The sequence below is a fragment of the Williamsia sp. genome (assembly GCF_036566845.1).
Lineage (GTDB): Bacteria > Actinomycetota > Actinomycetes > Mycobacteriales > Mycobacteriaceae > Williamsia.
On sequence record NZ_DATCVM010000271.1, the window covers coordinates 38,634 to 52,722 of the forward strand.

General features: G+C 65.4%; 10 protein-coding genes. 6 read left to right on the top strand and 4 right to left on the bottom strand.

Translation table 11 applies throughout. The features are described 5' to 3' along the window. Positions 1-48: 48 nt before the first annotated feature. On the bottom strand, positions 49-3,336 hold the full coding sequence (gene lysX, locus VIQ49_RS26250; protein WP_331889639.1) for a bifunctional lysylphosphatidylglycerol synthetase/lysine--tRNA ligase LysX: 3,288 nt from the start codon (positions 3,334-3,336) through the stop codon (positions 49-51). 126 nt (positions 3,337-3,462) lie between these two features. On the opposite strand from lysX, the gene VIQ49_RS26255 reads away from it, so the two are divergent. The 6 genes from VIQ49_RS26255 to VIQ49_RS26280 all read left to right on the top strand — a co-directional run bounded on the left by VIQ49_RS26255 (position 3,463) and on the right by VIQ49_RS26280 (position 11,336). Then, positions 3,463-3,684, top strand: coding sequence for an RNA-binding S4 domain-containing protein (locus VIQ49_RS26255; RefSeq protein WP_331889641.1), 222 nt, complete (start codon positions 3,463-3,465; stop codon positions 3,682-3,684). Positions 3,685-3,733: 49 nt separating this feature from the next. After that, positions 3,734-4,222 (top strand): ribonuclease E activity regulator RraA, encoded by a 489-nt coding sequence (rraA, locus tag VIQ49_RS26260; RefSeq protein ID WP_331889643.1) that lies wholly within the window; start codon positions 3,734-3,736, stop codon positions 4,220-4,222. Positions 4,223-4,235: 13 nt separating this feature from the next. Then, positions 4,236-5,789, top strand: a complete 1,554-nt coding sequence (locus VIQ49_RS26265; protein WP_331889645.1) for a succinic semialdehyde dehydrogenase — start codon at positions 4,236-4,238, stop codon at positions 5,787-5,789. 132 nt (positions 5,790-5,921) lie between these two features. Then, on the top strand, positions 5,922-6,890 hold the full coding sequence (locus tag VIQ49_RS26270; RefSeq protein ID WP_414731724.1) for an alpha/beta hydrolase: 969 nt from the start codon (positions 5,922-5,924) through the stop codon (positions 6,888-6,890). Next, positions 6,887-9,442 (top strand): AMP-binding protein, encoded by a 2,556-nt coding sequence (locus tag VIQ49_RS26275; protein ID WP_331889649.1) that lies wholly within the window; start codon positions 6,887-6,889, stop codon positions 9,440-9,442. Before VIQ49_RS26270 ends, VIQ49_RS26275 begins: the two co-directional genes overlap by 4 nt. A 7-nt stretch (positions 9,443-9,449) precedes the next feature. Then, a complete protein-coding gene (locus tag VIQ49_RS26280; RefSeq protein WP_331889651.1) occupies positions 9,450-11,336 on the top strand; it encodes a glycosyltransferase family 2 protein in 1,887 nt (628 codons plus the stop codon). Here VIQ49_RS26280 and VIQ49_RS26285 read toward each other — a convergent pair whose 3' ends face one another. The 3 genes from VIQ49_RS26285 to VIQ49_RS26295 are packed head-to-tail and all read right to left on the bottom strand — an operon-like array spanning position 11,337 to position 13,986. Then, the gene (locus VIQ49_RS26285; RefSeq protein ID WP_331889653.1) at positions 11,337-12,188 is read right to left on the bottom strand and encodes an ABC transporter permease; all 852 of its coding nucleotides are present in this window, start codon (positions 12,186-12,188) and stop codon (positions 11,337-11,339) included. Then, complete coding sequence (locus tag VIQ49_RS26290) at positions 12,185-13,018, bottom strand: ABC transporter permease (protein WP_331889655.1); 834 nt, start codon at positions 13,016-13,018, stop codon at positions 12,185-12,187. Before VIQ49_RS26290 ends, VIQ49_RS26285 begins: the two co-directional genes overlap by 4 nt. After that, complete coding sequence (locus tag VIQ49_RS26295) at positions 13,015-13,986, bottom strand: ATP-binding cassette domain-containing protein (RefSeq protein ID WP_414731725.1); 972 nt, start codon at positions 13,984-13,986, stop codon at positions 13,015-13,017. Before VIQ49_RS26295 ends, VIQ49_RS26290 begins: the two co-directional genes overlap by 4 nt. Positions 13,987-14,089: the final 103 nt, after the last annotated feature.

Consider the following 14,089-nt stretch of genomic DNA (forward strand, 5'->3'; position numbering starts at 1 on the left):
GGTTTCGACCACGTGCGTGTGAAACCAGTCCACTACGTCTGGCCGTTCCTATTTGGGCTTCGCGAGCGGGAACGCGAGCGTTTCACGGATCGACTGCCCGGTGAGGAGCATGACGATCCGGTCGACGCCGATTCCTAGCCCGCCGGTGGGCAACATGCCGTGTTCGAGGGCCTGCAAGAAGTCCTCGTCGAGTTCCATTGCCTCCGGATCGCCGCCGGCCGCGAGGAGCGACTGTTCGGTCAGGCGCTTGCGTTGTTCCACCGGGTCGGTGAGTTCGGTGTAGGCCGTGCCCAATTCGACACCCCAGGCCACCAGGTCCCAGCGTTCGGTGACGCCCGGAATGGTCCGGTGCTGGCGGGTCAGGGGCGACACCGACGTCGGGAAGTCCTTGTAGAACGTCGGGAACGTCGTCTGGTCCTCCACGAGGTGCTCGTACATCTCGAGCGCGACCTGGCCGGCGTCCCAATCGTTGCGGTACGGGATGTCGTGCTTGTCGCACAGGGCCTTCAGGGTGTCGACGTCCGAGTACGGTGTGACGTCCTCGTTGATCGCCTCCGACACCGCGCCGTGCAACGTCTTCACCGGCCACTCACCGGAGATGTCGACCTTCTCGATCTCCCCGCCGGGGCCCTCGATGTAGACCACCTGTTCGCCGTGGGCGGCGATGGCGGCGTTCTGGATCATCTCCCGGGTCAGGTGCAGCATCCGGTCGTAATCGCTGTGGGCCTCATAGGCTTCCAGGCTGGTGAACTCCGGGTTGTGCTTGAAGTCCACACCCTCGTTGCGGAAGTTGCGGCCCATCTCGAAGACCCGCTCCATACCGCCGACACACAACCGCTTGAGGTAGAGCTCCGGAGCGATCCGCAAATAGAGGTCGAGGTCGTAGGCGTTGATGTGGGTGCGGAACGGTGCCGCGTTGGCGCCACCGTGGATCTGCTGGAGGATCGGGGTCTCGACCTCCATGTAGTCGCGGCCGGAGAGATAGTCCCGCATCGACTTCACGATCGCGCTGTGGACCCGCATCAGATCGCGGGCACGCGGGTTGATGGTGAGGTCCACATACCGTTGGCGGACACGGGCTTCGGGATCGGTGAGTCCACTCCACTTGTCGGGCAACGGGTGCAGGCACTTGCCGAGCATCCGCCAATCCTTGGCGAGCAGCGACAGTTCACCCTTGCGGCTGCGTCCCACGGTGCCGCTGACCTCGATCAGATCCCCGAGATCGACAGTCGACGCCAGGTCGGGCGTGCCGGACTTGAGCGCGCTCGAATCCACGAGCACCTGCATGTCGCCACTCCAGTCGCGCACATCGCAGAACACGACCTTGCCGAAGTCGCGCATGCGGATGACCCGTCCGGCGATACGACCGGTGGTCCCCTGCGGTGCGGCAACAGCCTGGGCGATGGTGTGGGTGGGCGGATAAGCCGGCGGGTACGGATCGACTCCGGCGGCAGTGAGCTTTTCGAGCTTGGCCAGCCGCACCCGGACCTGTTCGGGGCGTCGCGGACCGCGATGTTCCTGCTCGCCTTCGGTTTCGATCTTCGCGGCGATCGCGTCGACGTCGACACCCGGCGGAACCGACGACGAATCACCGGTGAAATCACGGCCTTTGCCGAACTTGGGCAGTTTTACAAAGCCTTCGTTGACGACTGCGGCGAGTCCGACACGCGGCACCGTCCGGCCGTCTTCGAAGCAGAGGAACCGGGGAACCCATTCGGGTTGATACTTGGCGTTCGATTTGTAGAGCGATTCCATCTGCACGTACTTCGAGGCGAAGGTCAAGGCGCCGTACATGGCTCGCATGACCGGGCCGGCACCGATCGTGCCGCCTTCTTCGAAGACGGTCCGGAAGGCTGCGAAGTTCATCGAGATGTAGAGGATCCCGAATGCCTCTGCGTTCTCGGCGAACTCGGTCACCATCGTCTCGGTGAGGCCGTTGATCGAATCGTGGTCGCGTCGCATCACGTCGAGCGAGGCACCCGTGGTGCCCCAGGGTACGAACGACAACATGCCGACGACCTTCTCGTCGACGGCACCGGCGTTCTGGACGGCTTCGACCAGGATCGAGCGGCCGTCCTTGGGGTCACCGAGGCGGCCGAGCGCCATCGAGAAGCCGCGTTCCTCGTCGGTGTCCCGCCAGGCGTCGGCCCGGGCGATCATCGCGGACATCTGCTCCGCTGAAAGATCCTCGTGCCGGCAGATCCGGACGGTGATCCCGGCACGCTTGGTGCGTGCCACCGACTGCCGAACGGCCTTCATGTCGGGCCCGTTGAGGTTGTAACCGCGCGTGTGGACGATCGCCTCGTCGCCGATGTTCAGGGTTTTGAGCCCGGCCGCATCCCAGTACTCGGCGCCGGTGACACTGACGCCGATCGCTCCCGCGTGCCACCCGTAGCGGTCGCAGACCTTGAGGAACTCGGCGATCGCGTCCGGCCAGTACTTCTTGTCGCCGACGGGGTCTCCGCCGGCCATCGCGGTACCGACCTCGACGCGATAGGTGATCGCCGCCAAACCGTTGGGCGCGAACACCACTGCCTTGTCGTGGCGGGTCGAGAAGAAGGCGAGTGAATCGTCGCCGCTGTACCCGTCGACCAGCACGCGGATCAGCCGTTCGTCGTCCGGGGTCATCGAATTGTTGGAGCGCTGCGAGCGAAACAGGATCAGCGCCGCCGCGATCAGGGCGAGCGCACCGAGGATGCCGAGCAGGGAGTCGATCGGCTGGTAGGAGTGGTACTGGTCGTAGTCGGTGGAGACGTCGACAGAGCCGAACGTCACCACATGATTGATCGCGTACGGCAATCGGTGTGACTGCGGCAGTGTGCCCGGCCAGATCTCGACCAGCGCCCAGCCGATCAGCGACGCGGCGACGAGCCCGGCGACCAGCACGCCGAGGGCTCGCCAGACGGCGCCTCTGCGGACCTTTGTGTAGAACTGCCGGTAGCTCCCGACGAGGTAGGCGAGCGCCAGCAACTGGAATGCCAGACCGATGAAGATGTTGACCCGAACCACCGCGTCGACGCCGTTCTCGGACGCCAACGGCTCGAATAGATATACGACGTTGGCAGTTCCGAACAACAGGATGTAGACAACCGTCAGCCACCACGCGATCCGTTTGCGGGCCGCGAGCGCAAAAGCCAAGAGCGCCAGCACAAGAGCCCAGGCCAGGCTGGTGTCGGGGGCCGAGATGATGTAGTTGTCGACGTACTCGCGCGGTACTTCGGTGAGCCGCCGGAACTGATACGACAAGCTGCTGAGCAGCGAGATCCCCGCCAGAACCCCCACAACCCAGCTGGCGTAACGGGGTGCGTTCCGGAACCAGCCTGTAGGAGGCGTCATTCGGGACGGTCGCGGTATCGGTGAGGTTGCTTCGGCGGTGGTTTCGGGGGAATCAACGCTCACAGTTTGGTGCCTTTCCACAGCTGGTCCGCAACAACGTTAACGTGGCAGTGAGAGGATTGGACCGTGAGCACGCAAACAGTTCCGATCCGTGATGACTCAATCCGTCTGGGACAGTTCCTGAAACTGGCCAACCTCATCGAATCCGGGGCCGAGGCGAAGGAAGTGATCGCCGACGGTCTGGTGAGTGTGAACGGAGAACTCGAGACGCGGCGCGGACGGCAGCTTGTTGTCGGCGATCTGGTGGAGATCGGTGGCGTCGAAGTCGCCGTGGGTGCGCCGGAGTGACCGGCACCGTTATTACCCGCCAGTAGGATATGTCGTTAGTCTGAAGGTCATGAGCGAAACGACCTTTGTTGCAACCGCTGACCTCGTCGACGAGATCGGCCCGGATGTCCGCAGCTGCGACGTCCAGTTCACCCAGTTCGGTGGCACCCGCGAGTTCGTCGGACCGGTCACCACGGTCAAGTGCTTCCAGGACAACGCACTCCTGAAGTCGATCCTCTCCGAGCCCGGCAACGGCGGCGTCCTGGTGATCGACGGGTCCGGATCGCTGCACACCGCTCTGGTCGGCGACGTGATCGCGGAACTCGGTCGCAGCAACGGCTGGTCGGGGATCATCGTCAACGGCGCCATCCGGGATTCGAAAATGATCGGTGACATGGCCATCGGCGTGAAGGCCCTCGGAACCAACCCGCGTAAGTCGACCAAGAGCGGTGTCGGCGAGCGTGACATCCCGATCGAACTCGGTGGCGTGACATTCAATGCAGGTGACATCGCCTACAGCGATGACGACGGAATCGTCCTCGTCGCTCCGGCGGAGTGAAGGGGCGGACACAATGGCAAAACCAGGCCAGGCAACTTTTGACAGGCTTCGCGGGCTGATTGCGATCGACGACGTCGACGCCCGTGAGACCCGACCGGTGCTCGAGGCGTTCAGCGGCAGCGAGATGACCACGATCCCGGTCGGTACCGCCGACGACGTGACCGTCGCATTCGGGAAGGCCCGGATTGCTCAGGCGCAGTGGTCGAAGCTCTGGCCGCGGGAGCGCGCACAGATCCTGACCGACTTCGCCGCGCTGGTCCTGAAGAACCGCGACGCCCTGGCCGACATGGCGCAGGCCGAGACCGGCAAGGCCCGCGGATACGCCCAGGAAGAAGTGCTGGATGTGGCGATGACCGCCCGGCACTACGCCAAGACCGGGCCCAGGCTGCTGGCCGCGGGCAAGGTCAAGGGCATGCTCCCCGTCGCCACCGACACCAGAGTCCGGTACCAGGCAAAAGGTGTGGTCGGGGTGATCTCGCCGTGGAACTACCCGATGACGCTGGCGGTGTCCGACGGTCTGGCGGCGCTGATGGCCGGCAACGGTGTGGTCCTCAAACCCGACAGCCAGACTCCCTACTGCGCACTGGCCGTGGTCGAACTGCTGTATCAGGCCGGACTGCCTCGCGATCTGTTCGCCGTGGTCCCCGGACCGGGTTCGGTGGTCGGGCAGGCGATCGTGGCCCAGGCCGACTACCTGATGTTCACCGGATCCTCGGCCACCGGAGCCCAGCTCGCCGAACAGGCCGGTCGCCGGCTGATCGGTTTCTCGGCCGAACTCGGTGGCAAGAACCCGATGATCGTGACCAGATCCGCCGATGTCGACAAGGCGGTCGAGGGTGCGGTGCGCGCGTCGTACTCCAATTCGGGTCAGCTCTGCATCTCGATCGAACGCATCTACGTGGAGAACCCGGTGGCCGCCGACTTCTCCGCGAAGTTCGCCCGCCGGGTGGCCGCGATGACCCTCGGCAGCGCGTACGACTTCTCCACCGAGATGGGTTCGCTGGCCTCGGCCGCGCAGGTCGACACCATCGAGGCACACGTGGAAGACGCCAAGGGCAAGGGCGCCGTCGTCCTGGCCGGTGGCAAACGTCGACCTGACCTCGGGCCGTTCTTCTACGAGCCGACAGTCCTCTCGGGTGTCGACGACGGTATGGACTGCTACGCAGAGGAGACCTTCGGGCCGCTGGTCTCGATCTATCCCGTCGATTCGGTCGACGAGGCGATCAAGCGCGCAAACGACACCGAATACGGGCTGAACGCCAGCGTTTTTGCCGGTTCGTCCGAAGAGGCCCGAAAGATCGCCGCCGAACTACGCGCCGGCACCGTCAACATCAACGAGGGCTACGCGGCCGCGTGGGGGTCGACCGCCGCGCCGATGGGTGGCATGGGCCGTTCCGGTGTCGGACGCCGCCACGGTGTCGAGGGACTCCTCAAATACACCGAACCGCAGACGGTTGCCGAGCAACGCATCATCGGACTCGGTGGCATCAAGGGCGTCCCGCGGTCGTTGTTCATGCGGATCGTTCCCGCCTTCGTCAAGGCGCTGCGATTCCTGCCCGGACGCTGAACGGCGGAGGGTGTGACCTGGAGAAACGAGGGTAGTCTAACCTAAGCCGTGATGAACGCTAACTTGATCACGGATTCGCTGCCCGCTTCGTCTGCGCCGGTGAACAGTCGCTCCCGCCGATGCCTCCAACTGATGTTGGCGTCCTTTGTTGTGCTGACCGCGCTGTTCGCGGCGCCGGTCGCGTCGGCTGATCCAGCCGTCGAGGGTGCGCGTGTCACGTCGCTCGTGCAACTCGACGGCAACCTGTGGGAGATCACCGTCCACTCGCCGTCGATGGACCGGGACATTCCGTTCCAGTTGATCAGGCCCGCCGGCGGCGCCGGTGCCCCGACCCTGTATCTGCTCAACGGGGCGGGCGGTGGTGAAGACGGTGCCAATTGGCTGGCGCAGACCGATGCGCGCGAGTTCTTCGCCGACAAGTTCGTGAACGTCCTGATCCCGTCGAAGGGGATCGGCAGCTATTACACCGACTGGATCGCCGAAGACCCGACGGTGGGCCGTCCGATGTGGACAACGTTCTTGACCACCGAACTCCCGTCTGTCATCGACGACGCATTGGCGACGGACGGCAGAAACGCGATCGCCGGGTTGTCGATGTCGGCGACCTCGGTCCTCGACCTCGCCATCTCGGCTCCCGGCCTCTACCGGTCGGTCGCCTCCTACAGCGGGTGCGCGCAGACCAGCACCCCGCTGGGACAGGCCGCGGTCCGTGGCATCGTCCTGACCGCGAGCGGCGGCAACGCCGACAACATGTGGGGCCCGGCGACCTCGCCGCTCTGGGTCGAACGCGACCCGTACGTCAACGCCGAGAAGCTTCGCGGGCTGTCCCTGTATCTCTCCAGCGGCAGCGGGGCCGCCGGACGCTACGACACGCCGGAGTCGCAGGCCCCCGGTGCGCCGCCCGTCGAGAACCAGATCATCGTCGGAGGCGCACTCGAGGCCGCGACCCGCTATTGCACCGAGGCGATGGCGGATCGGTTGCGGGAACTGGATATTCCGGCCGAGATCCATCTGCCGACGGAGGGCACGCACTCCTGGCTGTATTGGCAGGATGAACTGCACCGGTCCTGGCCCACCATCGAAGCGGGACTGCTCGGGTGATCGAGTCGCCGACCGCCGTGCCGGAATCCGCTGTCGCACAGTGGCGTGCCACGGCTGCGGCGCGACCCGACCATCTCGCGGTCGTCACGCCCGACGGGTCGATCACGTACGGCGCCGCGCGAGCGTTTGCCGATGAGCGTGCCGGTGCGGTCGCCGCCGCCGTGTCCGAACCAGGGCAGCCGGTCGCCATCGACATCGAATCCGATGTCGAGTCGGTGCTCGCGGTGCTGGCCGTGCTGAGCTCGGGACATCCGGTGATCCTGCTGGACCCGCTGCTGCCCGACGATCGGCGCGACCACATCCTGGCCCTGTCCGGCGCGACGCGGTTGTCACCGTCGCAGATCGCGGAGTTGCCCCGGGTCCAGGCGACGGTTGCAGAACCCGAACCCGGCGATGCGGCGGTCATGATCTTCACCTCCGGGTCGACCGGAAAACCCAAGGGGCTGGTGCATTCCCAGCGCGGTTGGGTCAATCAGGCGCGCGACGGGCACGAGTTCATGGGGCTCGACGACTCCGACCGGGCAGCAGTGCTGTTGCCGTTGAGTTTCGGTGCCGGTTTCGATTGTCTGGTGATGTCTCTTCTCAACGGGGCGACGATGTTGCTCTGGGATTCCCGGCGGCGCAGCACCACCGGGCTACTCGACTGGCTTGCCGCCGAAGGCGCCAGCACCGTGCACTGCACGCCCTCGTTGCTGCGGGCCTGGCTGCCGGAACTGTCGCCCGGGGAGCAGCTGCCCGATGTCCGGTTGCTCTCGACCTGTGGAGAGCCGATCCACAGTACGGATATCGAGCATCTGCGGCGGACCCTGTTGTCGGATGCGGTGTACTGCAGCTGGTCCGGGTCCTCGGAGATGGGCAACCTGGCGTTCAATTCGTTTCCGCCGGAACGGGCCCTTCCAACCGGCGTGATCCCGGTGGGTACTCCGGCGACGGACAAACTGGTCCGGATCGTCGACGACACCGGAACCGATGTTCCGGTGGGTGAGACCGGCGAGGTCCACGTCGAGTCCGGGCATATGGCGTTGCGGTACCACGGAGATCCCGAGATGACCGCGACCAAGTTCGTACCGCTCGGGGATGGTCGATTCCGGCTCCGCACAGGCGATCTGGGACGCTTCGACGAATCGGGGCAGCTGCACCTGCTCGGCCGGTGCGACGATGCGGTCAAGATCCGCGGCTATCTGGTCGAACCGGCGGAGGTCGAGGCCGCGCTGCGTTCCCTGCCCTGGACCACAGAAGCAGTCGTCACCGCCAACCGGGAGGCCGGTCAGCTGATCGCACACGTCGCGATCGACGAAGCGGGATGGACTCCGTCACCGGCCGAGATCCGGACCGAACTGGCAAAAACCCTGGCGCCATGGATGATTCCTCGCGATGTGGTGGTCATGACGGCGCTGCCGCGCAACGAGCGTGGCAAGGTGGACCGGAATGCCTTGCCGCCGCCCGCGCCCCGGTCTCCCGAACCGGTGCGAGGACCCACCGAGGCCGCGCTGTCGCATCTGTGGTGTGAGGTCCTGGGTCTGGAAACCGCGGGCCGCAACGAGGATTTCATCTCGCTCGGTGGCGATTCACTGGCCGCGGCGAAGATGCTGAGCGGGCTGCAGGAGCGTTGGCTGGTGGACATCCCGTCCTCGGACTTCGCGCGAGAACCGACGATTGCCGGACTGGCTGCCACGCTCGATCGTGCTCATCGGGATCGCGCGAGCACCGCGGGCGCGAGTTCCATCACCGAATTGCGCTCCGGTGAAGGCAGACCGCTATTCCTGGCGGCCGGAGCAGGCAGTCCCGCGGCCAGTCTCTTGCCGCTGACCCGGAGTCTGAATGCGGATCTACCGGTATACGGCATCCAGGCGCATGGGCTGGAAAACCGAGGTCGAGCGGATCGTTCGATCCGCGCCGCCGCGCGCCGCGCGGTTCGCGACATCCGATCGATTCAGCCTGAAGGCCCCTACCGGTTGGCGGGATACTCGATGGGAGCACTCGTGATGCTCGAGTCTGCGACCATCTTGCGCCGGAGTGGGCAGGAGTGCGAGCAGGTGCTGTTGCTGGACCCGCTGTTCGAGCCGGAGTTGCTGGCTCGGGTCACCGGCGAGGCGGCGTCCGCGCGGAGCGCACGTCACGACGACTCGGGCGCCGATAGGGCGGCACTTCCGGACCGGGGCGCCGGCGACGATGACGCAGCTGCCCGGGCGGGAGCCGAGCAATCACAGATCGCGGTCCTGTGGAATCGGGTGATGATGCGGCTGCTGGTATCAACGGCCGGACTTCTGCGCCTTCCGACGACGCTGCAATGGACGGTGTTCTGGGATCTGGGCCGAGAACTCATCAAGAAGCACCATCCGACACCGTATTCCGGGCCGGTCCACCTGATCTGCTCCCGCGAGAACCCCGACGATCTCGGGGTCTGGAAACGTCTCGCCACCGGTGTACTCGAGGTGTCTGAGGTCGCGGGCGACCACCACTCGATGATGCGTGCACCCGCGGTTGCCGAAACCGCCGCGGCGGTGGACCGGGCTTTGGGCAATACGGGAACAAGAGTCGAGGAGAGTTGAGGCGGGCATGGGTGAATCGATGACGTCCGTGGTTGCGGTGGTCGCGGCGTTCGAGTCAGGCATCGACCTCATTGACTGCGTCAACGGCATTGTGGGTCAAGTGGATTCGGTGTGGGTCGTGGACGACGGATCACCGTCGCTACGAACCTCACCGGCTGGTGACGTCCGGTCGATCTTGGACAGGTGTGAGGCACTTGGGGCCAAGATCGTCGAACTGCCGGACAACTACGGGATCGCCCGTGCCCTGAACACCGGTGTGCGCCGAGCGCTTGATGCCGGTGCCGACGTGGTGCTCACCCTCGACCAGGACACCGTGGTGGCCGACGACTACATCGATCGGATCCTCGACCATCTCGATCTGGCCGATTCGGTGGGGTTGACTTCGGTCATGTTGTCCCCGTTCGCCATCAACGACGATGTCGCACCCTTCTGGTTCGCCCACAAGGGCCTGACGCTGGCATTCGAACCGATCCAGTCGGGACTGGCCATCACCCGCACGGTGTTCGACGCGATCGGACTGTTCGACGAGAGTCTGTTCATCGATTGTGTCGAGACCGAGTTCTATCTACGCGCCCGGGCGCATGGTTGCCACGCTTTGATCGTGCCGGGAGCGGTCATCACACATCGACTCGGTCAGCCGGCGGTGTGGCAGCCGCCGCGCCCGGTGCGTTGGATCCTGCGAGGGCGGGGTGCGGGGGCGGGGATCGAGTTCTCTGAGGATGCGCCCTTCCGGCACTACTACATTGCCCGAAACCGGTGGACTCTGTATCGCCGGTACGCGCGCAGCGAGCCGCTGTGGTGCGTGGTGTCTCTGTTGAAAGACAACTTCTTGCGTGGTCGGTCCATGGCCATCGGCAGCAAGCGGGCAACGCGGATGTATTTGACCGCAGCCGGTCTACGGGCCGCGATCCGGGGTGAGACCGGGCGGATACCGGAGAGGACACTTCAGCGTGCCAGCGGTGGTCGTGCCTCGGTGACGCCGCGTCGCGAGCGACGAGTCCGCGTCGATCACGAACGGCCCGAACTTGTTTCGGTTGTCATTCCGGTCCACAACGTGGTCGGCCTGATCGACGAACAGCTCGAAGCGCTGGCGGCACAAACGTATCCCCACCCGTTCGAGGTGCTCATCGCAGACAACGGGTCGACCGACGGGATGCGTGAGCATATCGAGCGTCATCCGTTGAACGACGTGTTGACTCTGCGGTGGGTCGACGCGAGTTCGCGTCGGGGAAGCTCGCATGCGCGCAACGAGGGCGTGGCTCTGGCCAAAGGTGATTTCCTGGCGTTCTGCGACGGCGATGACCGTGTCGGTCCGGACTGGTTGCAGGAGCTGACCTCCGCAGCACGGTACTTCGATGCGGTCGGCGGCGCGGTCGAGACCGCGACATTCAATTCCCCGCTGGTGCGAAGCTGGCGGGACATGCTGCCACCGGACGTTCCATACGAGTTCCCCGGCTTCATGCAGGTATCACCAACATGCAACCTCGGCGTGTGGACGGAGATGTTCACACGTGTGGGTGGCTTCGACGTCGACTACAACCGCGGCGCCGAGGATTCGGATTTCACGATCAGGGTTCAGTTGGCCGGCGGCGTGATGGGGCATTCACCGACCGCGCTGGTCGCCTACCGACTCCGGGATACACTGTCCGGGATCTGGAGCCAGTCGGTGATGTGCGGCGAAGGTGATGCCCAGCTGTATTCGGATTATCGGCACTACGGGATGCCGCCCAGGGCGTGGTACGGAACCGTTGATGTGTTGCTGTATCTGCTGTTTCGCAACCCGCTGTTGCCGACGTGGCTGACGAAGGTACCGACCGGGCGGTGGCTCTTTCACGCCGGCAACCTGGTCGGCCGGATCCGGGGCAGCATCCGGCACCGTAGTTTCTACGTCTGATCAGCCGCGCGTTGCGGCTTGGCGATAGCCGTGCAGAGTGGGCCGGGTGAAGACCGCGATCAGCAGTGCCGACCAGCCGGCGGTCAGGAGCAGCGGTTCCATCAGCGCGCCGCCGGTCGCAAAGGCGCGGATGGCCTCGACGGCACAGCTCAGGGGCTGGTATTCGACGATCGGCCGGAGCCATGCCGGGTAGGCGTCGGCCGGAACGAAACCGGTGTTGAAGAACATGGCCAGGTTGGTGCCGATGGCAACCCATTCGACGATGTGGGAGTCCTTGCTCCGTAAGGCCAACGCGGTCACCATGATCGAGAACGACAAGCCGAAGATCATTGAAACAGCCAGGATCCCGATGTATCCGCCGAGGCCGGTCTCGATCCGGAAGCCGATGAGCGTGCCGACCAGCAACACGAAGGTCACCGTCACGACCACGCGTACCGCCTCGGCGGCCAGCCGGCCGACCATCGCCGATGCCCGGTGTACGGGGAGTGCCCACATCTTCGTCAGCAGGCCCGAGGTGCGCTCGCGTCGTAGCCCGAGACCGCTGATCGAGGCCCCAGACATCGCTCCGACGAGTGCGACCATCGGGACCATCCCGAATGCACTCGACTCGCCGGTGTGCGAACTGACGGAACGGTCGAGGACCAGCCAGAACAACAGCACCATCAGAGCCGGGAAGAGCAGCGACTGCAGCAGCGTCGCCGGGTCCTTCGCCCATTTGGTCAGGATGCGTTCGGCCTGAAGCCGAGAACCACGAACCAGAGCCCGTGGGCTCGGCTCCGGTGCCCAGGCATCGCGGCGCGGAAAAGGGAGTGCATCGGGGTTGACGACAGCGGTCGTGGCGGTACGGGTCACGGGTACAACCGCCGATGGGTCTGGGTGTGGTGGGCCAGCGCGATGAACGCGACCGTCAGTGCTCCGAGCCAGAGCAACGCGGGCGTGGCGGTGGCGATGGTCGGATGACCTTCGGCGAGTTCGCGCATGGTGCCGGCGAAATGCGAGATCGGCTGGTTGCGGGCAAACGGCTGAGCCCATTCCGGAAAGCCGGATTCCGGTACGAACCCGGTGGACAGCAACCCGAGAACGAGTTGCGGGAGGACAAGAAGCTGCGAGGTGGCTTCGGGACCGCTGGCGATGAGGCCGAGTGAATCGGCACCGATCGCGAGCACGAATCCGACTGCCAGTGAAAACGCGAAGAATCCGAGGGTGTCGATCGGTCCGCCGTCGAAACGGAATCCCAGGAGCGCGCCGAACACCAGGGCGGCGGCGATCGAGATGACCGAGCGGAGCATCGAGGTGCTCATCCGCGCCATGAGCGGGGCCAGCGGCCGAACAGGCATCGAGGACAGACGCCGATTCATACCGCGGAGTTTGTCGAGCGTGGCACGCTGGGCGGCGGCGACGGCGGTGAACGCGATCGCCTGCAGGACGATGATCGGCATCAGGAACTGCGCGTAGTCGAGGCCGCGGTCGGCCATGATCAGCCGCAGCGGCAGGTAGAAGCCGAGCGCGAACACGATCGGCATCACCACCGCGATCACGAACTCACCTTCGGTGTGCGCGGACCTGACCGCGCGGCCCGTCAACGTCAGCCACTGCCGCCAGAACGCCGGACCTCGCGTCACCACCGACGGATCGGTGGCGTCGGGCCAGGCGATGCGATCGGAGACCGATGGTGCGCTCACGTGATCGTCTCGCCGGCGGGGGTGCTGGGCCGATCGCCCGTGAGGGTCAGGAACACGTCGTCGAGTGACGGGTTGCGCAGCCCCACATCCTGCAGACCGATGCCGGCAGCCTTGGCCGCGGCGATCACGCGGGCCATCGTCTCGACGCCGTCGGTGGCGGCGAGAGTCACGGTGTCGGTGGCACTGACCGCGGGGCGGTGACGGTTGCCCAGATCTCTGGTCAGGACGCCTACCAGTGCTGCCGCCTGTGCGGGATTGTCGAGTACCGCTTCGCAATAGCTACCGCCGACCTGCTGCTTCAGGGAGTCGGCGGTGCCCTCGGCGACGACCCGGCCGCGGTCCATCACGATGATGTTGTCGCTGAGGCGGTCGGCTTCTTCGAGGTACTGGGTGGTCAGCAGGGTTGTGATGCCGTCGGCTTTGAGGGCTTCGACGAGGGACCAGACGGCCTGCCGGCTGCGCGGGTCGAGTCCGGTGGTCGGTTCGTCGAGGAATACCACGGAAGGTTCCACCACGAGTCCGCAGGCGATGTCCAGCCGACGGCGCATCCCGCCGGAATAGGAGTAGACGGGACGTTTGGCGGCGTCGGCCAGGTCGAACCGGTCGAGGAGATAGTCGGCGCGATCGCGGGCCGCGATCCGGCGCAGGCCCAGCATCCGTCCGAAGAAGATCAGGTTGTCGCGCCCTCCGAGGGTCTCGTCGAGCGCGGCGTATTGGCCGGTCATCGAGATGGACTGACGTACTCCGGGGGCTCCGGTGACCACATCGTGACCGGCGACCGTGGCGCGTCCGGCGTCCGGCGGGATCAGGGTGCACAACACGTCGACCAACGTTGTCTTGCCGGCGCCATTGGGTCCGAGGATGCCGAGCACACTGCCGCGGGGAACCGTGAAGGAGATGCCGCGGAGAGCTTGGACCGGCCCGAACGATTTGTGGACATCTGTCACGGTCACGGCCGGTTCCGAGATGACGTCGAGAGCGGTCACCTGGTGACCACCCATACTGCGTTCTCGAACATCAATTGCGCTTCCGTTGGTTGTAAGTGACCCACCTGCCACCAAAAATGATCGT

Coding starts and splice junctions, on each gene's coding strand:
- rraA (WP_331889643.1), top strand. CDS start 3,734: ATGAGCGAAACGACCTTTGTTGCAACCGCTGACCTCGTCGACGAGATC.
- lysX (WP_331889639.1), bottom strand. CDS start 3,336: ATGACGCCTCCTACAGGCTGGTTCCGGAACGCACCCCGTTACGCCAGC.
- VIQ49_RS26280 (WP_331889651.1), top strand. CDS start 9,450: ATGGGTGAATCGATGACGTCCGTGGTTGCGGTGGTCGCGGCGTTCGAG.
- VIQ49_RS26265 (WP_331889645.1), top strand. CDS start 4,236: ATGGCAAAACCAGGCCAGGCAACTTTTGACAGGCTTCGCGGGCTGATT.
- VIQ49_RS26270 (WP_414731724.1), top strand. CDS start 5,922: ATGTTGGCGTCCTTTGTTGTGCTGACCGCGCTGTTCGCGGCGCCGGTC.